The organism is Pseudomonas sp. BN415, from assembly GCF_029871195.1.
Taxonomy (GTDB): Bacteria; Pseudomonadota; Gammaproteobacteria; order Pseudomonadales; family Pseudomonadaceae; genus Metapseudomonas; species Metapseudomonas resinovorans.
In genome coordinates, this window is the sequence record NZ_SSOK01000059.1 from 62,364 (window position 1) to 84,293 (window position 21,930).

Annotated in this window: 20 protein-coding genes and 1 riboswitch; of the genes, 8 read left to right on the top strand and 12 right to left on the bottom strand. The window is 64.7% G+C overall.

Annotated elements, in window-relative coordinates; genetic code table 11:
* Position 1: 1 nt before the first annotated feature.
* The 7 genes from E8F20_RS17810 to E8F20_RS17840 form a co-directional block, all read right to left on the bottom strand.
* Positions 2-526: a TIGR02281 family clan AA aspartic protease gene (locus E8F20_RS17810; RefSeq protein WP_280284907.1), complete on the bottom strand. Its 525-nt coding sequence runs from the start codon at positions 524-526 to the stop codon at positions 2-4.
* Positions 523-1,506, bottom strand: coding sequence for an esterase-like activity of phytase family protein (locus tag E8F20_RS17815; protein WP_280284908.1), 984 nt, complete (start codon positions 1,504-1,506; stop codon positions 523-525). Before E8F20_RS17815 ends, E8F20_RS17810 begins: the two co-directional genes overlap by 4 nt.
* Positions 1,503-3,392: a DNA topoisomerase IV subunit B gene (parE, locus tag E8F20_RS17820; RefSeq protein WP_280284909.1), complete on the bottom strand. Its 1,890-nt coding sequence runs from the start codon at positions 3,390-3,392 to the stop codon at positions 1,503-1,505. The genes E8F20_RS17815 and parE overlap by 4 nt, the downstream gene beginning before the upstream one ends.
* Before the next feature lie 14 nt (positions 3,393-3,406).
* Entirely contained in the window at positions 3,407-4,024 is a 618-nt protein-coding gene (locus E8F20_RS17825; protein ID WP_280284910.1) for a YqiA/YcfP family alpha/beta fold hydrolase, read from the bottom strand.
* Between the two features lie 58 nt (positions 4,025-4,082).
* Complete coding sequence (gene cpdA, locus E8F20_RS17830) at positions 4,083-4,898, bottom strand: 3',5'-cyclic-AMP phosphodiesterase (protein ID WP_280284911.1); 816 nt, start codon at positions 4,896-4,898, stop codon at positions 4,083-4,085.
* A 137-nt stretch (positions 4,899-5,035) separates the two neighbouring features.
* Entirely contained in the window at positions 5,036-5,491 is a 456-nt protein-coding gene (locus tag E8F20_RS17835; RefSeq protein ID WP_028630627.1) for a DUF1249 domain-containing protein, read from the bottom strand.
* Positions 5,482-6,099: an NUDIX domain-containing protein gene (locus tag E8F20_RS17840; RefSeq protein ID WP_028630626.1), complete on the bottom strand. Its 618-nt coding sequence runs from the start codon at positions 6,097-6,099 to the stop codon at positions 5,482-5,484. Before E8F20_RS17840 ends, E8F20_RS17835 begins: the two co-directional genes overlap by 10 nt.
* Positions 6,100-6,294: 195 nt before the next feature.
* Here E8F20_RS17840 and E8F20_RS17845 point away from each other — a divergent pair, with 195 nt between their 5' ends.
* Positions 6,295-7,035, top strand: a complete 741-nt coding sequence (locus E8F20_RS17845) for a DUF3298 domain-containing protein (protein WP_280284912.1) — start codon at positions 6,295-6,297, stop codon at positions 7,033-7,035.
* Here E8F20_RS17845 and cytX read toward each other — a convergent pair.
* Both cytX and thiC read right to left on the bottom strand, forming a co-directional pair.
* Positions 6,992-8,293, bottom strand: a complete 1,302-nt coding sequence (gene cytX, locus E8F20_RS17850) for a putative hydroxymethylpyrimidine transporter CytX (RefSeq protein ID WP_280284913.1) — start codon at positions 8,291-8,293, stop codon at positions 6,992-6,994. The two genes, E8F20_RS17845 and cytX, sit on opposite strands and share 44 nt — an antisense overlap.
* A gap of 126 nt (positions 8,294-8,419) precedes the next feature.
* Positions 8,420-10,303: a phosphomethylpyrimidine synthase ThiC gene (gene thiC, locus E8F20_RS17855; RefSeq protein ID WP_280284914.1), complete on the bottom strand. Its 1,884-nt coding sequence runs from the start codon at positions 10,301-10,303 to the stop codon at positions 8,420-8,422.
* 89 nt (positions 10,304-10,392) lie between these two features.
* Positions 10,393-10,499, bottom strand: a riboswitch (TPP riboswitch).
* A gap of 218 nt (positions 10,500-10,717) precedes the next feature.
* Here thiC and E8F20_RS17860 point away from each other — a divergent pair.
* The 3 genes from E8F20_RS17860 (at position 10,718) to E8F20_RS17870 (ending at position 14,990) form a co-directional block, all read left to right on the top strand.
* Positions 10,718-12,157 (top strand): TolC family outer membrane protein, encoded by a 1,440-nt coding sequence (locus E8F20_RS17860; protein ID WP_280284915.1) that lies wholly within the window; start codon positions 10,718-10,720, stop codon positions 12,155-12,157.
* Positions 12,158-12,382: 225 nt separating this feature from the next.
* A complete protein-coding gene (locus tag E8F20_RS17865) occupies positions 12,383-14,338 on the top strand; it encodes an FAD-dependent oxidoreductase (protein WP_280284916.1) in 1,956 nt (651 codons plus the stop codon).
* Between the two features lie 61 nt (positions 14,339-14,399).
* Positions 14,400-14,990: a cupin domain-containing protein gene (locus tag E8F20_RS17870; protein WP_280284917.1), complete on the top strand. Its 591-nt coding sequence runs from the start codon at positions 14,400-14,402 to the stop codon at positions 14,988-14,990.
* Positions 14,991-15,060: 70 nt separating this feature from the next.
* Here E8F20_RS17870 and waaA read toward each other — a convergent pair whose 3' ends face one another.
* Positions 15,061-16,326 carry a lipid IV(A) 3-deoxy-D-manno-octulosonic acid transferase gene (waaA, locus tag E8F20_RS17875; RefSeq protein WP_280284918.1) on the bottom strand — a complete coding sequence of 422 codons (1,266 nt, stop codon included), beginning with the start codon at positions 16,324-16,326 and terminating at the stop codon, positions 15,061-15,063.
* 36 nt (positions 16,327-16,362) lie between these two features.
* A complete protein-coding gene (locus E8F20_RS17880; protein WP_280284919.1) occupies positions 16,363-17,247 on the bottom strand; it encodes a LysR family transcriptional regulator in 885 nt (294 codons plus the stop codon).
* A gap of 92 nt (positions 17,248-17,339) precedes the next feature.
* Here E8F20_RS17880 and E8F20_RS17885 point away from each other — a divergent pair, with 92 nt between their 5' ends.
* From E8F20_RS17885 to E8F20_RS17900, 4 genes are all read left to right on the top strand, one after another.
* Positions 17,340-17,672: an SMR family transporter gene (locus E8F20_RS17885; protein WP_028630617.1), complete on the top strand. Its 333-nt coding sequence runs from the start codon at positions 17,340-17,342 to the stop codon at positions 17,670-17,672.
* A gap of 73 nt (positions 17,673-17,745) precedes the next feature.
* Positions 17,746-18,921 (top strand): FAD-dependent oxidoreductase, encoded by a 1,176-nt coding sequence (locus tag E8F20_RS17890; protein WP_280284920.1) that lies wholly within the window; start codon positions 17,746-17,748, stop codon positions 18,919-18,921.
* Positions 18,918-19,727, top strand: a complete 810-nt coding sequence (locus E8F20_RS17895; RefSeq protein ID WP_280284921.1) for an aldo/keto reductase — start codon at positions 18,918-18,920, stop codon at positions 19,725-19,727. Before E8F20_RS17890 ends, E8F20_RS17895 begins: the two co-directional genes overlap by 4 nt.
* A 26-nt stretch (positions 19,728-19,753) precedes the next feature.
* Entirely contained in the window at positions 19,754-20,659 is a 906-nt protein-coding gene (locus E8F20_RS17900; RefSeq protein ID WP_280284922.1) for a metal ABC transporter ATPase, read from the top strand.
* A 59-nt stretch (positions 20,660-20,718) separates the two neighbouring features.
* Here E8F20_RS17900 and E8F20_RS17905 read toward each other — a convergent pair whose 3' ends face one another.
* Positions 20,719-21,924 carry an acyl-CoA dehydrogenase family protein gene (locus E8F20_RS17905; protein WP_280284923.1) on the bottom strand — a complete coding sequence of 402 codons (1,206 nt, stop codon included), beginning with the start codon at positions 21,922-21,924 and terminating at the stop codon, positions 20,719-20,721.
* Positions 21,925-21,930 lie beyond the last annotated feature (6 nt).

Genomic DNA, 21,930 nt, shown 5'->3' on the forward strand with positions numbered 1-21,930 from the left:
CTCACGGAGAAGTGACTTGGCGCAGCACCAGGGTGCCGTCGCGCTGGGTGAATTCGAGTTGTTTGAGGGCGCTCATGCCGAGCAGCACCTCATCGCCGTCCATGCCCGGCACAATGATCGCCGGCACCTGGGTCAGGCGGATGTCACCCAGGCGCAGTTCCTGCAACTGGGTGCGCTGGCCGGTGACGCGGCCATTGGCGGTACTCAAGGTGACAGACGCACCGGGCGCCAGGCCGAGGCGCTCGGCCAGCCGGGCGGGCACGGCCACCTGGGTAGCACCAGTGTCGAGCAGGAAGGTCACGCCCTGGCCGTCGATGCGGCCATTCAGCAGATAGTGGCCCTGGCGACTGCTCGCCAGCCGCACTTCGACGTAGCCGTCGCCGCGCACCGACGCAGGCTCGCGATTGGGGTTGTGCTGACGCTCCTCCCAGATGCCGAAGAAACGCGCGGCCAGGATAAGACCGATGCCCCAGGCGAGCACCAGCATGACCCTTCCCGCACGTCTGCCCGGCGTCTGCGTGGTCATTTCGCGCTCCAACCGCCGTTGGGCGCAGTGAAGCGCCAGACGATGGGACGACGTTCACCATCGGCGCGGATCTTGCCGCCGTTATCGAGGCCGACCCAGGCGCCTTCGACATCTATCCACAGGCCTTCGGACACACCGAAGGGCACACCGTAGCGGCGGGTGTCGGCCAGGGCTTCCTCGGCGAAGGACCAGCAGCGCTCGACCTCGCCATTGCTCGGCTTGCGCCGGCAAATCTGGTGCGCCAGACGCTCTAGGGTAAAGAGTTTCTCTTCATGGAAGGCCACGTCGGAAAAGTCGCGCGGCATCTGCTGTTCGCTGCCAATAGGTGCTGGCGGACGTTCAGTACCGGCTTCGCTGAAGATCACGCAGCCGCCGGTGCAGCGCCAAGTGGATTGTTGTTTGTGCAGGACCATCAAACCACGGCGCTCGCGCTCGGCGGCGAGCCAGAGCCGCTCGCCCTTGGGATCGACAGCGATCCCCTCCAGCAGGGCGTTGAAGTGCAGTAGCATGCCACTGGCGCGGGCCTGGCGGACCAGGTTGTCCGGCAGCAGCAGCCAGTTGGGTTCTCCGGCCACGGGCACTTGTAGTACCGCCGCATGGGTCTCGCTCACCAGGTAGCGGTTACCGGCGGCATCGCAACTGATGCCTTCAAAATCCAGCTCGTTGCCCCTCACCATGCTGATGGCCCAGGAGCGCGCACGCACGCCCCAGGGCAGGCTGCTCGGCGGTGCCGGCGGTGCATGGAAAATTTCGGCCTCGGCCTGGAGCACGCCGCCAATGGGCTTGAGCCGGTACAGCTGGTGGTCGACACGGTCGGACACAGCCAGCAGCTCATTGCCACAGCGCGCCAGCCCGGAGAGGTTGCCCTGGGGCATGCCCTCCACCGGGTACTCGGCAGCCAGACGCAATTGTTCCGGGTCGTCAGCGGCCCAGAGTGGTGCGCAGGACAGCAGGCCAAGGAGAATCAGGGCTCCCCTCACACCATGACCTCGGCCAGGTTGCCCTTGGATTCCAGCCAGGACTTGCGGTCACTGGCGCGCTTCTTCGCCAGTAGCATGTCCATGATTTCCACCGTGCCTTCGGTGTCTTCCAGGGTCAGCTGGACCAGGCGGCGGGTGTTCGGGTCCATGGTGGTCTCGCGCAGCTGCGGCGGGTTCATCTCGCCCAGGCCCTTGAATCGGGTGACCTGAGGCTTGCCACGCTTCTTCTCGGCCACCAGGCGGTCGAGGATGCCGTCACGCTCAGCTTCGTCCAGGGCGTAGTAGATCTCCTTGCCCAGGTCGATGCGGTAAAGGGGTGGCATGGCCACGTAGACGTGCCCGGCCTCGACCAGTGGGCGGAAGTGACGGACGAACAAGGCGCACAGCAGGGTGGCGATGTGCAGACCATCGGAGTCGGCGTCGGCGAGGATGCAGACCTTGCCATAACGCAGCTGGCTCAGGTCCGCAGCACCGGGATCGACGCCGATGGCGACGGCGATATCATGGACCTCCTGGGAGGCCAGCACTTCACCGCCGTCCACTTCCCAGGTGTTCAGGATCTTGCCGCGCAACGGCATGATCGCCTGGAATTCTTTGTCCCGCGCCTGCTTGGCCGATCCGCCGGCGGAGTCACCCTCCACCAGGAAAAGCTCGGAGCGCATCGGGTCCTGACCGGCGCAATCCGCCAGCTTGCCCGGAAGCGCCGGGCCTTGGGTGATGCGCTTGCGTTCGACCTTCTTGCTCGCTTTCAGACGACGGCCGGCATTGCTGATGGCCAGTTCGGCCAATTGCATGCCCAGCTCCGGGTGAGCATTGAGCCAGAGGCTGAAGGCATCCTTGACCACGCCGGAAACGAAAGCGGCCGCCTCGCGGGAAGACAGGCGCTCCTTGGTCTGGCCGGAGAACTGCGGTTCTTGCATCTTCATCGAGAGGACGAAAGCGATGCGCTCCCAGACGTCCTCCGGCGCCAGCTTGACCCCACGCGGCAACAGATTGCGGAACTCGCAGAACTCGCGCATGGCATCCAGCAGGCCCTGGCGCAATCCGTTGACATGGGTACCGCCCTGGGCAGTCGGGATCAGGTTGACGTAGCTTTCCTGAACGCTATCGCCGCCCTCGGGTAGCCATAGCAGCGCCCAGTCCACTGCCTCCTTGTTTCCGGCCAGGCTGCCGCAGAACGGCTCGCTCGGCAGCCGTTCGAACTCGCTGACGGCATCCTCCAGGTAGGAACGCAGGCCATCTTCGTAGTGCCACTCGACACGCTCACCGCTGGCTTTGTCTTCGAAGGTGACCGACAACCCCGGGCAGAGCACTGCCTTGGCCTTGAGCACATGCTTGAGGCGGCTGACGGAGAACTTGTGGGAGTCGAAATACTTGGCATCCGGCCAGAAGTGCACGCTGGTGCCGGTGTTGCGTTTGCCGACACTGCCCACGACCTCCAGCTCGCTGGCCTTGAAGCCATCGGCGAAGGTCATCATGTACTCGTTGCCCTCGCGCTTGACGCGCACTTCGACGCGGGTCGAAAGGGCGTTCACCACCGAGATACCGACACCGTGGAGACCACCGGAGAACTGGTAGTTCTTGTTGGAGAACTTGCCGCCGGCATGCAGCTTGGTGAGGATCAGCTCGACGCCGGGCACCCCTTCTTCGGGGTGGATATCCACCGGCATGCCGCGACCGTCGTCGATCACCTGCAGGGAATTGTCCTCGTGGAGGATTACCTGCACGCTCTTGGCGTGGCCGGCCAGGGCCTCGTCCACGCTGTTGTCGATGACTTCCTGGGCCAGATGGTTGGGGCGAGTGGTGTCGGTGTACATGCCCGGTCGCTTGCGCACCGGGTCGAGGCCGGAGAGGACTTCGATGGCATCCGCGTTGTAAGTAGCCATGGATTCCCTTTCAGTCAGAGGTCGGAAAAGTCGATGTCACGCCACAGCTGCGCGGGAAAGCCGGCAAAGGCCAGCAAGGCGGGCAGATGGGCAGGGAAGTTCTGGAAACCGTGGTCGCCGCCAGCCTCGATGCGCAAGGCGCAGGCTCGGTAGTAGCGCTCCGCCTGGCGGTAGTCGAGGGTTTCGTCGGCCGTCTGCAACCACACCTGGTAGCGGGCCGGATCCTGTGGTGGCGGCACTTCCAGTTCGGCCAGTGCCATCACGTGCTCCAGCGTCAGCTCCCAGGTTTCGTCGCTGTAATAGTTCTTCTGTGGACCAAGCCGGTCTTCGAACAACCGATGCGGGGCTACCGCCGGGTTGATCAGCACGGCCTTCAGGCCGTGGCGCTCGGCCAAGTGGGTCGCATAGTAGCCGCCCAAGGAGCTGCCGACCAGCACCGGGCGCCCCAGCTCGGCAATGGCGGCCTCGAGCTGGCCAATGGCCTGGCGCGGGTGGTGGTGCAGGCTGGGTACCTGCAGTTGCCCGGCCAGCCCGAGGCGTTGCATGAGCATGCAGAGCTGGCGCGCCTTGAACGAAGACGGCGAACTGTTGAATCCGTGGATATAGAGAAGGCTGGGTTGCGAGCTGGACACGCGGCTTCCTGGCAGGTCGGGGGAAAGTTGTACTTCTTGCCGTGCCACGGCGCGAAGGTCAATAACCCTTGACGCTGTAATCCACTTCGAAGGTGATTCCGGTGACCCGCGAAACCCCGGTTTCGACACTGCCGTCGCGCATCAGGCGCAACCAGCGATACCCCGGTGCCTCGTTGCCGACGCAGAAGTCCTCGCTGCCCGGCGCGAACTGCACGCAGGTGGACGGTGACGCCAGCAGGCGCACGCCATTGCGCAGTTGGTCGAACTCCTGGTGGACGTGGCCCCAGAGCAGCGCCCGCACCTGTGGATAACGATCCAGCACGGCGAACAGGCTCTCGGCGTTGCGCACGCCGATAGGGTCCATCCAGGCGCAACCGATAGGTACCGGATGATGGTGAAAACTGACCAGCACATGACGCTCGCCGGCACCTTCGAGGGCGCTTTCCAGCAGTTCCAGCTGCTCGGCGGGGAAATGTCCGGGCACGGCGCCGGCGATGGTGGAATCCATCAGCACGAGGCGCCAGTGGGGGAAGTCGACGATGGGTTCCAGCGCCGAGGTTCCATCACAAACCTGCTGCATCACCGGGACTTCGTCATGGTTGCCGGGGAACCAGCGGGCCGGCGCAGGGATGTTCGCTACCAGCTCGTGGAACGCTTGGTAGGACGCCGCCGAACCGTCCTGGGACAGGTCGCCCGTGGCCAGCACCAGATCGATACTCGGCTGCTCCTGCAGGACCTGTTCAATCACCCGCTGCAAACTGTCGCGGGTCTCCATGCCCAGCAGCTTGCCGTTCGCTTCAGCGAACAGGTGGCTGTCGGAGAGCTGCACCAGCAGCACCGACTCGTCAGCGGCAAGAGGGAATGGATTGGGCAAGGCCTTCTCCTTGGGCGAGGTGTTCGGATTATGGTTGCTGCGCGCACAACGGGTAAACCCGCGAAGCGGGAATGGTTCACAGTTAGCGGCTGTGGATCGCAGTGGCCGACAAGTCGCCAGCCAAATTCGAATCGAACCTAGAGGACTACCGGTTCCAGCTCGTGGCCACAAGCCAGGCAATGACTCAGCCATTCTCCGAGGAACAGGTTGAGTTGGCTCTTCTCGTCGGGCTGGTGCATATCGGCATTGGGATAGGCATACACGCTACGAAAACGCCGTGCATTCTCGGCACCGACCACTTCCGCCATGCGCGCGTCATGGTAGACCCGCACCTCCAGTTGCGGCGACGGCAACCAGGGCAGGCTGTGCTCCTGACGCACTTGCAGCGTGGTGGTGTAAGGACAGGCTTCGACCACTTCCAGGGCCAGCACACCGAGCAGGCGCTCACCCTGGCTCAACGCGACGCGACGGGAACCGCGCACCTCACGCATCTGCGGGAGCAGACGCATCAGACGCGCGTAGTTCGCCTCGCAGGCTGCTTGCAGCCCGACGAGATCGACCCGGTAGCGATCGCGCAACAGATTCACGTCCACAACCCCCTGACTTCAGTACGGTTCAGCGCCAGCCACTGCAGGGCCAGCATGCTTGCGGCGTTGTCCAGCCGCCCTTCGCGCATCAAGGCGAGGGCGTCTTCCAGCGGCAGCACGTGCACGCGGATGTCTTCGCCCTCCTCCGCCAGCCCGTGCACCCCCCCTGCGCCGCTGCTTTCGCATCGCCCGAGGAACAAATGCACACGCTCATTGGAGCCCCCTGGTGAAGGATAGTAGGTGGTGATCGGCCATAGCGAAGTCAATTGCAGATCAGCTTCTTCGATGGCTTCCCGACGGGCGACATCCTCCGGCTCTTCGTCCTTGTCGATCAGCCCGGCCACCAGTTCCAGCAGCCAGGGGCTCTCGCTCTTGCCATAGGCGCCGACACGGAACTGTTCGATCAGCACGACCTCATCCCGCTGCGGATCATAGGGCAGCACGCAGACAGCATCATGGCGGACGAAGAGTTCCCGATGGATGACCGGGCCCATGGCGCCGGAGAACAACCGATGACGCAGACTCAGACGGTCCAGGCGGTAGAAACCCTGGAAACAGGTTTCTCGTTCGACCACCTCGACGGCGTCGGGGCCCGGTTTGAAAGTTTCGGCCATGGGAAGCTCTCATTGATTGCGGAAGGCTTTGATCCGCGCATCCTACCCCTTGGCCGCATGGGCTGCAGCCTCTTTGCAGATGGGGCGCAGGCTGGGAAGATGCGCGGCGAAAGGCTGCCCCGCAAGCACGAACTCATGGCCGGCGTGGCAGTCGAAGCCTGCACTTTCCCGGAACAAGCCCCGACGATGAAACCGATGCCCCTTGCCAGATTCCTCGCCGCCGCCAGCCTTGGCGTCCTGCTCAGCGCCTGCCAGATGCTGCCCGGTGGCAGCGACAAGCTGGAGCCGCAGCGCCACGCCTGGGAACACCTGAAACCCGGCTGCCAGGGCGAGACTTGCCCGCTGGTGAACATCGACACCATCACTTTCGAAGGCGAACCGCAGCTCAACGCGCTAATCAACCAGCGCCTGCTGCAGATGACCCAAGACAGCCCGGGGGCTCCATTACCGGCTTCGCTCGAATCCTACGAGAAGGATTTCCTCGCCAGCGCCGACCCGGGCTGGAGCAGCTACCTGCAGGCCAAGGTGCTGGAGCAGCACGACAAACTGGTGCTGGTGGAGCTATCCAGCTACCTCTTTACCGGCGGTGCCCACGGCATGCCGGGGCGCGGATTCATCAATTACGACCGCAAGCTGGAGAAGCCGCTGAGCCTGGGCGACATGCTGCTCCCCGGCCAGGAGGACGCCTTCTGGAAGGTCGCGGAGCAGGCCCACCGCCGCTGGCTCGCAGCCAACAAGCTCGACCAGGATCCCGATTTCATCAAGACCTGGCCGTTCGAACGCACTGCCAACGTGGGCCTGGGCTTTGGCGCCGTGCTACTCAAGTACGACGTCTACAGCATCGCGCCCTACTCCAGCGGTCATCCGGAGATCCGTATCCCCTATCCGCAACTCAACGGAATACTGAAGCCCCAGTATTTCCCCGGACGCGGTTGAAGCGCCCCAGTACCCACTGCAACCCGCCGGCCGCCAGCAACGCTGGCAGGGTTGCACCCAGTTCCGGCCAGCGATAGGCCAACAGGTGATAGATCGCGACGCCACAGCCCCAGGCCAGCAGCGTGTCCCAACGGAGCGCCACACGCGGTGCAAGCTCGGCACGACGACGACGCAGGATGAAGTGATCCACCAGCACCACACCGAACAACGGCGCGAACACCGAGCCGATCAGCAGTAGGAAGTTCTGGTACTCGGCCAGCGGTGCGAACCAGGCGATCAGCGTGCAAAGAACGCCGATGGCCAGGGCTAGTTGCTCCACCTTGAGCGGTAGCAGAATGCCGCTGGATACCGCCGCCGAGTGGATGTCGGCGAAGGCCTTTTCCGACTCGTCCAACAGGATCAGCAGCAGTGGGATTCCCATGCCGGCGCCAGCCAGGGCCAGGAGCAAGGCGTTGGCATCACTGCCCTCGGCGAAGGCCAGGGTGTAGGCCACGCCCAGGCCCATCAGCCACAGGCAGCCGATGAAGAAGCCCAGCGCGGAACCCACGAATACGCCACCGCCGCGACGGCCGAAGCGCGAGTAGTCAGCGATCAGCGGCAACCAGGACAACGGCATGGCGATGGCAATGTCGAAACCCAGGGCGAAGCTCATTGAACCGTCGCCGGCGCGCGCCATCAGGGCCGTGAAATCGGCACGATTCAGCAGGTCCCAGGTCAGCCAGACGCAGGCGCCCAGCAGCAGCCAGATGCCCCAGCGCCGCAGGATGCGCCGCACGAAGGCCAGCGGGCCGGCTACCGCCAGCAAGGTGGCCAAGGCACCGAACACCAGGGTCCAGAGTATCGGCGAGGCCCACAGGCTGTCTTCGCCCAGGCCGCGAGCCACCAGCAGCCCGGCGGCGTCACGCATGACGATGATTTCGAAGGCTCCCCAACCGACCAGTTGCAGCAGGTTGAGCAAGGCCGGCAGGGTTGCACCCGTCGAACCCAAGCTGAGCTTCATCGATGCCATGGCAGCCAGGCCCGTGTCGCTACCGATCATCGCCGCCGAACCCAGTAGCAGCACCCCGACACCCGTACCGAGGAGGATCGCCAGCAGCGCGTCGCTGGTACCCAGACCCGGCGCCAGCAGCGCACCGGTCTGCAGCACCATCAGGCCGAGGCCGAGGGAGAACCAGAGAGAAAACAGATCACGCGTGCCGAGAACGCGCTGGTCGAAGGCGACCGGAATGGACGGCGAGTAGCTGGAGGGGGTGTTCACGTTGGCAGGTGCCCCGCTTGGACTGTAGTTATCGAGTTATCCACAAACCGGAAAGCCGGGCACGAGGCCCGGCTTCCAGCTTGGGTGTGACAGGTCAGCGCCTGCCCAGGGTCACATGGCAGGCCGTTACACCTGCTTGTAGATCACCGAACCCTCTTCCTTGAAGCGTCCGGACTGCTCGGCGAAACCGGCCTCGATGGCCTTCTGCTCGTCGGTCAGGCCGTTTTCCTTGGCGTAGTCGCGGACTTCCTGGGTGATCTTCATGGAGCAGAACTTCGGCCCGCACATGGAGCAGAAGTGCGCCACCTTGGCCGAGTCCTTCGGCAGGGTCTCGTCGTGGAAGGCACGCGCGGTATCCGGGTCAAGGCCAAGGTTGAACTGGTCTTCCCAGCGGAACTCGAAGCGTGCCTTGGACAGCGCGTTGTCGCGGATCTGCGCACCCGGATGGCCCTTGGCAAGGTCGGCGGCATGGGCTGCGATCTTGTAGGTGATGATGCCGGTCTTCACGTCATCCTTGTTCGGCAGGCCCAGGTGTTCCTTGGGGGTCACGTAGCAAAGCATGGCGCAACCGAACCAGCCGATCATCGCGGCACCGATGCCGGAAGTGATGTGGTCGTAGCCGGGCGCAATGTCAGTGGTCAGCGGGCCGAGGGTGTAGAACGGCGCCTCGTCGCAGCACTCCAGCTGCTTGTCCATGTTCTCCTTGATCAGGTGCATCGGCACGTGACCGGGACCTTCGATCATGGTTTGCACATCGTGCTTCCAGGCGATCTTGGTCAGCTCGCCGAGGGTTTCCAGCTCGCCAAATTGCGCGGCATCGTTAGCGTCGGCGATGGAACCCGGACGCAGGCCATCGCCCAGCGAGAAGCTGACGTCGTAGGCCTTCATGATTTCGCAGATTTCCTCGAAGTGGGTGTAGAGGAAATTCTCCTTGTGGTGGGCCAGGCACCACTTGGCCATGATCGAGCCGCCACGGGAGACGATGCCGGTGACGCGTTTGGCGGTCAGCGGCACGTAGCGCAGCAACACGCCGGCGTGGATGGTGAAGTAGTCCACGCCTTGCTCGGCCTGCTCGATCAGGGTGTCGCGGAACAGCTCCCAGGTCAGGTCCTCGGCGATACCGCCGACTTTTTCCAGCGCCTGGTAGACCGGCACGGTGCCGATGGGTACCGGCGAGTTGCGGATGATCCACTCGCGGGTTTCATGGATGTGCTTGCCGGTGGACAGGTCCATCACGGTGTCCGAGCCCCAACGAATACCCCAGGTCAGCTTGGCCACTTCCTCCTCGATGGAGGAACCCAGGGCCGAGTTGCCGATGTTGCCGTTGATCTTCACCAGGAAGTTGCGGCCGATGATCATCGGCTCCAGCTCCACATGGTTGATGTTGGCCGGGATGATGGCGCGACCGCGAGCGATCTCCTCGCGGACGAACTCGGGGGTGATTTCGTTCGGGATGCTGGCACCGAAGCTTTGCCCCGGATGCTGATCCTTCAGCAAGCCAGCGGCACGCGCCTCGGCCAGCTTCATATTCTCGCGGATGGCGACGTATTCCATTTCGGGCGTGATGATGCCCTGCTTCGCGTAGTGCATCTGAGTGACGTTGCGACCTGCCTTGGCCCGGCGCGGGTTGCGCACGTGGGCGAAGCGCATCGCCGACAGCTCGGCATCCGCCAGGCGACGCTGGCCAAATTCGGAGGTCAGGCCGGGCAGGCGCTCGGTGTCGCCGCGATCGTCGATCCACGACGAACGCACATCGGCCAAACCCTCGCGCACATCGATGGTGACGCTCGGGTCGGTGTAAGGGCCCGAGGTGTCATAAACGGTAACCGGGGCATTGATCTCGCCGCCAAAGGCAGTCGGCGTCACGTCCAGGCTGATCTCGCGCATGGGCACGCGGATATCCGGGCGGGAGCCCTGCACATAGACTTTCTGCGAACGGGGGAAAGGCTGGATGGATTGCTCGTCGACCTGGGCGCTTTCGCTCAGGTTCTTTTGTTGTTTTGCGGTCATCGGCTGGCTCCTGGGAAAGATGTCGGAGCGAACCTGAAGGCAGAGTGCACCAGGACTGGTGCCGAGAGGAGCCTCCCGGAGTACGGGATGGGGAGGCACATCTTGTTCCCTACGCAGGCCTTAACCTGATCAGGTTCAACGGGATCCGGAACTCTCCGATCTCAGCCTCCGATTCGAGGCACCCCGACAAGAACTCGCGCAGTCTAAACAAGCCTGACGGATAAAACCAACCCGGCGGTCAGAATAATATGACCAGCACGTCGTGAAGTGACGCAACGCGTTCAATCGCAATCGATTGTTGCAAGCAGGCAACATAGCTTGCCGCAAACTACACTTCGGCCGCCGGTGGGGCGTCTTGACCCGCCTCCAGCGGCCCCGTAGCCTTGCCCGACACATCAGAATCCAGGATTGATCATGCTGCGCAGACTCTCGCTGGCCATCGCCGTGGCATCCGCATTTGCCGGAACCGCCTCAGCCGTAGATGCCCCCCTGTCAGCCAAGACGGACCTCGTGACCGTCTACAAGGACGCCGTCGACAACAATGCCGACCTCGCCGCCGCTCGTGCCAACTACGAAGCGCAACGCGAAGCCGTACCCCAGGCTCGTTCCGGCCTGCTGCCGCAGATAAACGGCGGCGCCACAGCCGACGACACCCGGACCAAGCTGGACGACCCTTCCAGCACCTCCTCGCGCAGCGGCCTCGCCTACCAGGCGACCCTGAGCCAACCGATCTTCCGTGCAGACCGCTGGTTCCAGCTGAAGGCCGCCGAGTCCAGCACCGAACAGGCCTCCCTGGACTTCTCCGCTACCCAGCAGAACCTGATCCTGCAGACCGCCGAAACCTACTTCGCCGTGCTGCGCGCCCAGGACAACCTGGCCTCGACCAAGGCCGAGGAAGCGGCGTTCAAGCGCCAGCTCGACCAGGCCAACGAACGTTTCGACGTCGGCCTCTCGGACAAGACCGACGTACTGGAAGCCCAGGCCGGTTATGACACGTCCCGCGCCAACCGGATAATCGCCGAACGCAACGTGGAAGACGCCTTCCAGGCCGTGGTGACCCTGACCAACCGCGAGTACGCCTCGCTCGAGGGCATCCTCCACACCCTTCCGGTCGTGGTGCCTGCGCCCAACGACGCCAAGGCCTGGGTCGACACCGCAGCCCAGCAGAACCTCAACCTCCAGGCCGCCAACTACGCCGTCGATGCCGCCGAAGAAACCCTGCGTCAGCGCAAGGCCGGCCATGCACCGACCCTGGACGCGGTAGCCAGCTACCAGAAAGGTGACAATGACAGCCTGGGCTTCAGCAACTCGCCCGGCAGCACCCAGCAATTCAGTGGCGACGTCGAACAGCGCAGCATTGGCCTGCAGCTGAACATTCCGATCTACAGCGGTGGCCTGACCAGTTCTCAGGTGCGCGAGTCCTACCAGCGCCTGAATCAGACCGAGCAGCAACGCGAAAGCCTGCGCCGCACCGTGGTGCAGAACACTCGCAACTTCCACCGCGCGGTGAACACCGACGTCGAACAGGTGAAGGCACGCAAGCAGTCGATCATCTCCAACCAGAGCGCCCTGGAAGCCACCGAAATCGGCTACCAGGTGGGTACCCGCAACATCGTCGACGTGCTCGACGCCCAGCGTCAGCTGTACAGCTCCGTGCGCGACTACAACAACGCCCGCTACGACTACATTCTCGACAACCTGCGCCTGAAGCAGGCCGCCGGCACTCTCAGTCCGGGCGACCTGGAAGCCCTGGCCAGTTTCCTCAAGCCGGACTACGACCCGGACAAGGACTTCCTCCCGCCCGATCTGGCCAAAGCGGCAGAAGCGAGCCTGCGCGGCGACCCGGAGTACTGAGTCCTGCTGCAATACCAAGAAGCCCGGCATCACAGCCGGGCTTTTTCATTCCGTGCGCTGACGCGAAGCCCCCCCTTGTGAGTACCACCGCCTGCCGTCAGGCAACCCTGCTATCTCGGATTGAGCCCAACGCGACAAGTAAATAAACGAGTTGATTTTTTACTGATAGTAAATTTTCATGGCGCAACGAGAACGAGTCGGGCCATCAGGTCCTCAGGAGCCTCCATGTCCAGCGCCACCTTCCCGCACCTCTTCGAGCCCCTGGAAATCCGCGGCAAACGCCTGAAGAACCGCATCATGTCCAGCGGACACGACACTTCGATGCCTGCCGACAACCTGGTCAACGACCAACTCGTCGCCTACCACCGCGCCCGAGCCAAGGGCGGCGTTGGCCTGATCGTGCTGCAGGTGGCCGGGGTGCACGACAGCGCGCGTTACACCTCCCACGTACTGATGGCCACCGACGATGCCTGCATCGAGGGCTACCGCCGCCTGGCCGAGGCCTGCCATGCCGAAGGCACCGTGGTGTTGTCCCAGGTCTTCCACCCGGGCCGGGAGATTATGGAGTCCGGCGACGGCCTGCTGGCAGTGGCCTGGTCCGCCTCGGCCTCGCCCAACGAGCGCTTCCGGGTAATGCCACGAGCCCTGGACCAGCCGATGATCGACGAGATAGTCGCCGGCTACGGTGCCGCCGCCCGCCGTCTGTACGAGGCCGGACTCGACGGCGTGGAAATAGTCGCCAGCCATGGCTATCTGCCAGCGCAATTCCTGAACCCCCGGGTAAATCGCCGCGAGGACGGCTACAACGGGGATCTGGACGCCCGCCTGCGATTCCTCCGCGAAACGATCCAGGCCGTGCGCGCCAACTGCAGCGAAGACTTCATCGTCGGCCTGCGCATCTCCGCCGACGAACGTGACCCGGAAGGCCTGACCGAAGATGAATCCCTGGCCGCCGTGCTTGCGCTGCAGGGGCAGCTCGATTATGTGCACCTGGTCGCCGGTACTTCGGCTTCTTTCGGCGGCGCCATCCACATCGTGCCGCCCATGGCGATCGAAGCCGCTTACCTGGCGCCCACGGCGGGAAGCTTCAAGGCACGCCTGGACATCCCGCTATTCGTCACGGGGCGAATCAACCAGCCCCAGGAAGCGGAAGCCATACTTGCTCGCGAGCAGGCCGACGTCTGCGGCATGACCCGCGCGCTGATCTGCGACCCGCAGATGCCAAACAAGGCCGCCGCCGGCCGCAGCGATGACGTTCGCGCCTGCATTGCCTGCAACCAGGCCTGCATCGGCCACTTCCACCGCGGCTACCCCATCTCCTGCATCCAGCACCCGGAAACCGGCCGTGAACTCACCTACGACGCGCCCAAGCCGGCCAGCGTGCGCAAGCGTGTGATGGTGGTGGGCGGCGGCCCCGCCGGAATGAAGGCGGCCGCAGTGGCCGCCCAACGCGGCCACGAGGTAACGCTGTATGAAGCCGGGAGCCAACTCGGCGGCCAGGTCCTGCTGGCCCAGCTGCTGCCCCGGCGGGCGGAGTTCGGCGGAGCAGCCACCAACCTGCAACGGGAGATGGCACTGGCCGACGTTCAGGTGCAACGCAACGTCCGCGTCGACCGCGCCCTGGTGGAGCGCGAACGTCCCGACCTGGTGATCCTCGCCACCGGCGCCAGACCCTATTGGCCAGCATTCGAGCGCGGCGGCGAGCTGCAGGTGGTGGACGCCTGGCAGGTCCTGCGCGACGAAGTGCAGCTGGGTCGTTCGGTGCTGGTGACCGACTGGCGCGGGGACTGGATTGCCCCCGGCATCGCCGAGCGCCTGGCGCGCAATGGCCATCAGGTGCGCCTGGCGGTGAACGGCCCTCACTGTGGCGAGAGCCTGCCGCTCTATGTGCGCGACCAGATGGCCGGCGAGCTGCACAAGCTGGGCATACCGATCACGCCCTATTCTCGCCTCTACGGTTGCGACGACAGCACGGTGTACATGATGCACGCCACCTGCGGCGAGCCGATGCTGTTCGAGGAAGTGGACACCCTGGTGCTCTGCCAGGGGCATGAACCGGTGGATGATCTGGGCAGCGAACTGGAAGGCCTGGTGGAGTTCCGCCGAATCGGCGACTGCCTGGCCCCACGCACCGTCGAAGAAGCCATTTACGAGGGATTGAAGCTGGCCTGGGATATCTGAGTGTCGCCGGCGATCACCGCTGCCATACAATGCCGCGATCCCGTGCCCCATGGAGGGAACCATGAGCCCCAGCCTGCCATCGCCGAACGCCAACGCCGAGAGCCAATTCCTCGGCACGCGCATCCGCGCGCTGCGCAAACGCCGGGGCATGACTCTCAGTGAGCTGGCCGAGCAGAGCAAGCTCACTGCCGGCTATATCAGCCAGTTGGAACGCAACCTGGCGTATCCCTCGATCCCGGCACTGTTCAATATCGCCCGTAGCCTGGGCGTAACCATCCAGTGGTTCTTCGCCAGCGAAGCCCCCACCAGCGAAGCCGACCGTGGCTACGTGGTGCGCCGCAACGCCCGCACCAGCCTGCACTACGAAGACGGCATTACTGACGAGTTGCTCAGCCCGCAGCCACTGCGCCAGTTGGAGATGCTCCACTCACGCTTTCCCCCCGGTACCTACAGTGAAGAGAGCTACAGCCACGAGGGCGAGGAAGCCGGCTACGTGTTGAGCGGCGAGTTCGAGCTATGGGTCGGCGAGCGCCACTTCCGCCTGCAGGAAGGCGACAGTTTCAGCTTCTCCAGCCAGGAGCCGCACCGCTACGGCAATCCTGGCGAGAAGGATGCGCTGATTCTCTGGGTAATCACGCCGCCGACGTTCTGAGGCGCTGATTCTGTAGGGGCGAACTCAATCGTCAAGCACGCCGAAGGTCTGCCCTTCAAGCCCTACGGTGTCACAGCAACCGCGCAATCCCGCCCAACAACCGCTCCAGCGCGCCCTGGTTGGTCTTGAGCACAGCCAGCCCCGCTTCACGCATGGCCTCGGCACGGCCGGTATCGATCCAGAGCGTCCCCACCTGCACCGCCAGTTGATCGGCATCAGCCACCTCGACCAGTGCCCCGGCGTCACGCAGCTGCGCGGCGATTTCGAGGAAATTGAACAGGTGCGGGCCGCTGAGAACCGGCTTGCTCAGCGCCGCCGGCTCCAGCAGGTTGTGGCCACCATTGGGCACCAGGCTGCCACCGACGAAGGCGATGTCCGCCAGCGCGTAGAGGAACAGCAGTTCGCCCATGGTGTCGCCAACCAGCACTGAATCGGTTTGCGCCACCAAAGCGCCGCTGGAGCGGCGAACGGTCGCCAGACCTTCGCGACGGCATAGTTCGAACACCGGACCGAAACGCTCCGGATGACGTGGCACCAGGATCAACAGGGCATCAGGACGCTGCGTCAACAGTGTCTTGTGGGCGGCGAGAACGACCTCATCCTCCCCCGCGTGGGTACTGGCGGCGATCCACACTGGCCGGGCTTCGGCGCCCCACTGGCTGCGAAGCGCGCCGGCACGTTGCAACAGCGCCGGGTCAATGCGCAGGTCGTATTTGATCGAACCTGTGACGCCCACGCACTCAGCGCGCGCGCCCAGGGCACGGAAGCGCGCGGCTTCAGCCTCAGTCTGCACTGCGATCCAGCTCAGCTCAGCCAGCATGGGCGCGGTCAATTTGCCAAAGCGTGCATAGCCGCGCGCCGAACGCTCGGAAAGCCGCGCGTTGGCCAGCACCACCGGAACGCCACGGCAGGCGCACTGGTGAATGTGGTTGGGCCAGAGTTCGGTTTCCATGATCACCGCCAGCTTCGGCCGCACCCGATCAAGGAAGCGCGCCGCTGCCCAAGGCAGGTCATAAGGCAGATAGCAATGTTGCACCCGGTCACCGAACAGGGCACGGATGCGCTCGGAACCGGTGGGGGTCATGCAAGTGATTGTGATGGGCAGGTCCGGGTGGCGCTCCAGCAGGGCACGGACCATGGGCGCAGCGGCGATGCTTTCGCCCACCGACACCGCATGGACCCAGATACCCCCCGGCTTGATCGCCGGCAGGCCGAAGGCGAAGCGCTCGCCGATGCGCCGTGCGTAAGCGGGCGCACGCCAGGCACGCCAGGCCAGGCGCAGGGCCACCAGCGGCAGACCGAGATGAAACAACAGGGTATAGAGGGTGCGATTCATGGGCGCGGAGCTTAGCGTGACTCGCCGCTGATCGCACTAGCCCATAGCCTGCAGATGCTCTGCCAGGCTATCGGCCAGCCAGAGCGCCGCCGGCCCCAGGGCCGTATCACGACGACAGACCAGTTCCACCACCAGCGAGGGAGGCGTCCAGTCACTGCGCAGCTCCACCAATTGCCCCTGATAGGCCGGGTACTGCGCCACATGACGCGGTAACCACGCCCACCCCAACCCCCGCATTACCAACTCCGCCATGACATAGAAGCTATCGGCGCGCCAGACCTGCGGGCCGAGTTGCTCCCCGCCCGTATAGTGGCTGTCCTGAGGTGCCATCAGGATCTGCCGGTGTCGCACCAGCTCGCGCCGCTCCGCATGGCCTTGCGCTGCCAGGATGTGGCCGGCGCCGCAAACCGTAACCATTTCAATGGTGCCCAGCCGCTGGCGTTCCAGTGCGTCGGGCATCTGCTCATGGTGGAACAGCAGGCCGAGGTCGGCACGGCGCTCCAGCAGCTTGCGCGCCACGTCACCTTGGGCGCTGCTGGCCAGCTGCACTTCCAGCATGGGAAAGGCCGTCCCCAGAGCCTCAAGGCTGGCCAGGACCGGCTGATAGGGCATGGCCTCATCCTGGGCCAACCTCAGTCGGGCTTCTTCCCCCCCGGACAGCCCCAGGGCCCGTGCATCCAGGCGCTGGCACTGGCGCAGCACTTCCCGAGCCTCCTCCAGCAGCGCACGGCCAGCCGCTGTCAAACGTGGCTGGCGGCCACTGCTGCGCTCGAACAGCAACACGCCCAGGTCTTCCTCCAGCAGCGCGATACCGCTGCTCACGGCTGACTGTGCACGCCGAAGCTGGCGCGCGGCGGCGGAAAAGGACTGGCCTTCGGCGACGCCGACGAACAGGCGAATCTGCTCCAGACTCCATTGCATGGCGAAAAACCTATCTCCAATACAGATAGGTAATCACTTTATCCCATCAGAGGAAGTCTTAGAATTCGCGCCATTACACAGGAGGCCCGACCATGACCGGCTACATCTACCTTGCTATCGCCATTGCCGCCGAAGTGATCGCCACCACCTCGATGAAAGCCATCGACGGCTTCAACAAACCCCTGCCGCTGATTCTGGTGATCGGTGGCTACGCCATCGCCTTCTGGATGCTGACCCTGGTGGTGCGCAGCATCCCCGTGGGTATCGCGTACGCCATCTGGGCCGGACTTGGCATCGTGCTGGTCAGTGTCGCCGCCCTGGTGCTCTACCAGCAGAAGCTGGACGTCCCCGCCGTGCTCGGCATGGGGCTGATCGTCTCCGGCGTCGTGGTGATCCAGCTCTTCTCGAACAGCACCGGCCACTGAAACCAGTTGCTCATCGGCGGAACGACAGGGGCGCTATACTGCGCCCCTGTTTTTTTCGAGGCGCCTGCGACCCATGGCCGAATCCCTTTCCACCGATGTGCTCATCCTGGGCGGCGGCATCGCCGGCCTCTGGCTCAACGCCCGTCTGCGCAAGCAAGGCTTCGCCACCCTGTTGGTGGAAAACGCCAGCCTCGGCGGCGGACAGAGCGTGAAGTCCCAGGGGATCATCCACGGTGGCGCCAAGTACGCCCTGCACGGTGCCCTGACCGGTGCCTCCGAAGCCATCGCCGACATGCCGCGGCGCTGGCGCGAAGCCCTGGCTGGTAACGGCGAACTGGACCTCAGCGGCGTACGCCTGCTCTCCGATGCCCACTACCTCTGGTCGCCCGGCACCCTCGCCGGCAACCTCACCAGCTTCTTCGCCAGCAAGGCGGTGCGCGGTCGCGTCGACCAGGTCAAGGGCAGCGACCTGCCACCGGCACTGCAGCACCCAAAGTTCAAGGGCAAGGTCTACCGCCTCGCCGAACTGGTACTGGATGTCCCCAGCCTAATCACGCGCCTGGCCGACCTTGCTGGCGACAGCCTGCTGGCCGCCCACGAGTTCGAGCCCTTGAACGACGACGGGCAGCTGGTCGGATTGCGCATCGACGGCCGTGAAGTCCGCGCACAACGCATCGTCCTCAGTGCCGGCGCCGGCAACCAGGCACTGCTCGAGGCCCTGGGCCTGAGCCAACCGACCATGCAGCGCCGCCCGCTGCATATGGTGATGGTCAAGGCGCCCAGCCTGAAACCGCTCTACGCCCACTGCCTGGGCGGCGGGCCCAAGCCACGCATTACCGTCACCAGTCACCCGGCCGCCGACGGCCAGTGGGTCTGGTACCTGGGCGGCGACCTGGCCGAGGCCGAGGGCGTCGCCCGCAACGAAGCGGAGCAGATTGCCGTCGCCGAACAGGAGCTGCGCCAGTTACTGCCCTGGGTCGACCTGTCGGCTGCGCAGTGGGCCACCTTGCGAGTGGATCGCGCCGAGCCGGCCCAAAGCGGCCTGGTGCGCCCAGACAACGCCTTCCTCAGCGAACACCGCCACTTGCTGGTGGGCTGGCCGACCAAACTGGCCCTGGCGCCGGACTTCGCCGACCGCGTGCTGGCTGCCTTCGAGCGCGACGGCCTGCGCCCGGCCGCACACCACGCGCTGCCCCCCCTGCCTCGCCCGCCCGTGGCGCAACCGGCCTGGGAGGAGCTGCTGGGATGAACGGTCTGCACACTTTCCACCGCCCGCTGGGCAACACTGGCCTGGTGGTCTCCCCACTCGGCCTGGGCACCGTCAAGCTGGGGCGGGACCAGGGCGTGAAGTACCCCAACGGTTTCACCATCCCCGACGATACCGAAGCCCTTCGACTGCTGGCCCTGGCCCGCGACCTCGGCATCAACCTGATCGACACCGCGCCGGCCTACGGTCGAAGCGAGGAGCGCCTGGGTCCGTTGCTGCGCGGTCAGCGCCAGCAATGGGTGATCGTCAGCAAGGTGGGCGAGGAGTTCGAGGGCGGCGTCTCGCGATTCGACTTCAGCCCCGAACACACGCGTTTCTCCGTCGAACGCAGCCTGAAGCGCCTGGAAACCGATTTCATCGACCTGCTTCTGGTGCACTCTGACGGTAACGACCTGGCCATCCTGCGTGACAGCGGCGTCTACGAGACCCTCGCCGAACTCAAGCAAGCCGGAAAGATTCGTGCCTTTGGACTGTCCGGCAAGACCGTTGAGGGTGGCCTGCTGGCCCTGGAACAGGGTGATTGCGCCATGGTCACCTACAACCTCAACGAGCGGGGCGAGAAGCCGGTGATCGACTTCGCGGTGCAACAGAACAAGGGCATCCTGATCAAGAAGGGCCTGGCCAGCGGCCACGCCTGCCTCGGCGCAGGCATTGACCCGGTGCGCGCCAGCTTCGAACTGATCTTCGGTCATCCCGGGGTGACCAGCGCGATAATCGGGACCATCAACCCGCTGCATCTGTCCCATAATGTCGCGACGGCCGCCAACGTCATTGGGGGTCGTTGCTAGCCGACCCCTACCCTGAAGGAGCCGACATGCCGCGAATCCTCGCCCGCAAGGACCCCAGCGCGTTCAAGACCCTCCCGTTGCATGTCGAAGCCAGTGCCGACGCCCTGAACTACCAAAGCCTGGGTCGCCCGCTGAACTTCACCCAGATGCTGGAGCGCCGCCGCCCGGTGCAGGTCAACGACAGCCGGCGCTTCGCGGTGGAACTGGCGAACCTCGGCGTTTCGGTGCGGCTGACCCTGAACCTGCAAGGTCGCGATTACTGGCTGCTGGTGCGCCAGCGCCGACAGGACCGCGGCGACACCGTTCTCAAGCTGATTTCCGGCTACGTCCCGGCCCACGAGTTGAACCTGCCGCTGCTCACCGCCATTCAGGAAGTCGCCGAGGAATGCCTGATCGAGACGCCGGAAGGCTGGCTCGCCGGTCGCTTCGCCGATACCTGGCTGCCCACGCCCTATCAGCGGCACCTGCGATACCGCGAGGCCAACCACTTTCGCCTCAGCCCCCTGTCCGGGGCTGCACGCCCCGTGCGCAACGGCAAGCTGACCCTGCTGGAACGTCCCGAAGCCTATGTCCACCTGCCTACCGCATCCCTGCAACTGGTCTACGACCTGCGCCTGGACCTGCCGCGGGAAAGCCACCAGATCAGCCTCTTCCATGTCGACGAGGTGCTGCAGGGCGGCCAACTGGTGGCCAGCCTGGAGCGACGTCGACCCGATATCTACCTGCTGCCGCTGCGCCAGGGCCTGCCCACGGGCGAGCTGCTGACCCTGCGCAACGGCGAGTTCAAGGCCGCCAGCACCCGTGGAGTCTGGCTCTCGGAGAGCTTCGCGGAGCAGGATGGCTGGCTGGTGCACGAAGAACGTGTGCGCTGGCGGGACTGGCTGGCGCGGGTGGGGACGGCCCAACCGTTGGGAAAGAGGGTCGCCTGCTGAACGATGGGGCGCCCAAGCCGCCCCATCGTCGCTGAAGCCATATCCCGTCGGGGCCGTTGTTACTTCAGCTCGCTCGAACTCTTGCCCAGCAATCGTCTCGCCACGATCAGCAGTTGGATCTGCTGGGTACCTTCGAAGATGTCGAGGATCTTCGAATCCCGCGCCCACTTCTCCAGCAGTTCGTCTTCGCCGTAGCCCAGGGCACCGGCCAGCTCCACGCACTTGAGGGTGATGTCGTTGGCCACGCGCCCGGCTTTCGCCTTGGCGATCGAGGCTTCCTTGGTGTTAGGTAGCCGGTTGTCGGCCATCCAGGCGGCCTTCAAGGTCAGCAGACGTGTGGCCTCCCACTCGGCCTCCAGGCGGTAGAGCGTCGCTTCAGCGTGGCTGGCGGCAAGCAATGGCGTGCGGTAGTCGAACCGGCAGCCGGCTCCGGTCAGCAGCTCGCGCGCCCGGTCCAGGGCAGCCTTGGCGACCCCCACGGCCATCCCTGCCACCAGCGGGCGGGTGTTGTCGAAGGTTTCCATCACCCCGGCAAAGCCCTTCTGCACATCGATCTCGGCATTGCCCAACAGGTTCGCTGCCGGCACCCGGCAATCGTTGAAACTGATCGAAGCGGTGTCCGAGGCCTTGATACCGAGCTTTTTCTCCAGGCGCGTAACGCTCATGCCGGGAGTCCCCTTCTCCACCACGAAGGACTTGATCGCCGCACGCCCCAGGTTGCGGTCCAGGGTCGCCCAGACGACGACCGCGTCGGCACGCTCGCCCGAGGTGACGAAGATCTTCTCGCCATTGAGCACGTAATGGTCGCCATCCTTCACCGCCGTGGTGCGGATCGCCGCCGAGTCCGAGCCGCAACCAGGTTCGGTGATCGCCATGGCCGCCCAGGTGTCGCGGAAACGCTCGAGCTGCTCCGCGTTGGCCACGGCGGCTATTGCAGCATTGCCCAGGCCTTGGCGTGGCATGGCCAGGAGCAGGCCGACATCGCCCCAACAGAGCTCCATCACGCCGACCAGCGCGGAAAGGTTGCCGCCATTGCGCACACCCTCTTCCGCACCGACGCCACGCTTGCTCGCAGAACCCGCGCCCACGGACTCCGGAGAACCGGCGTTCATGCCGTCCAGCAGCGCTGACAGCAGGTCCAGCTCGCGGGGATAGGCATGTTCAGCCTTGTCATACTTGCGCGATAGAGGCCGAAAGTACTCGGCTGCAACCTGATGGGCCTGGTTGCTCAGTGCACGGAATTTCTTCGGGAGTTCCAGATTCATGCTGCC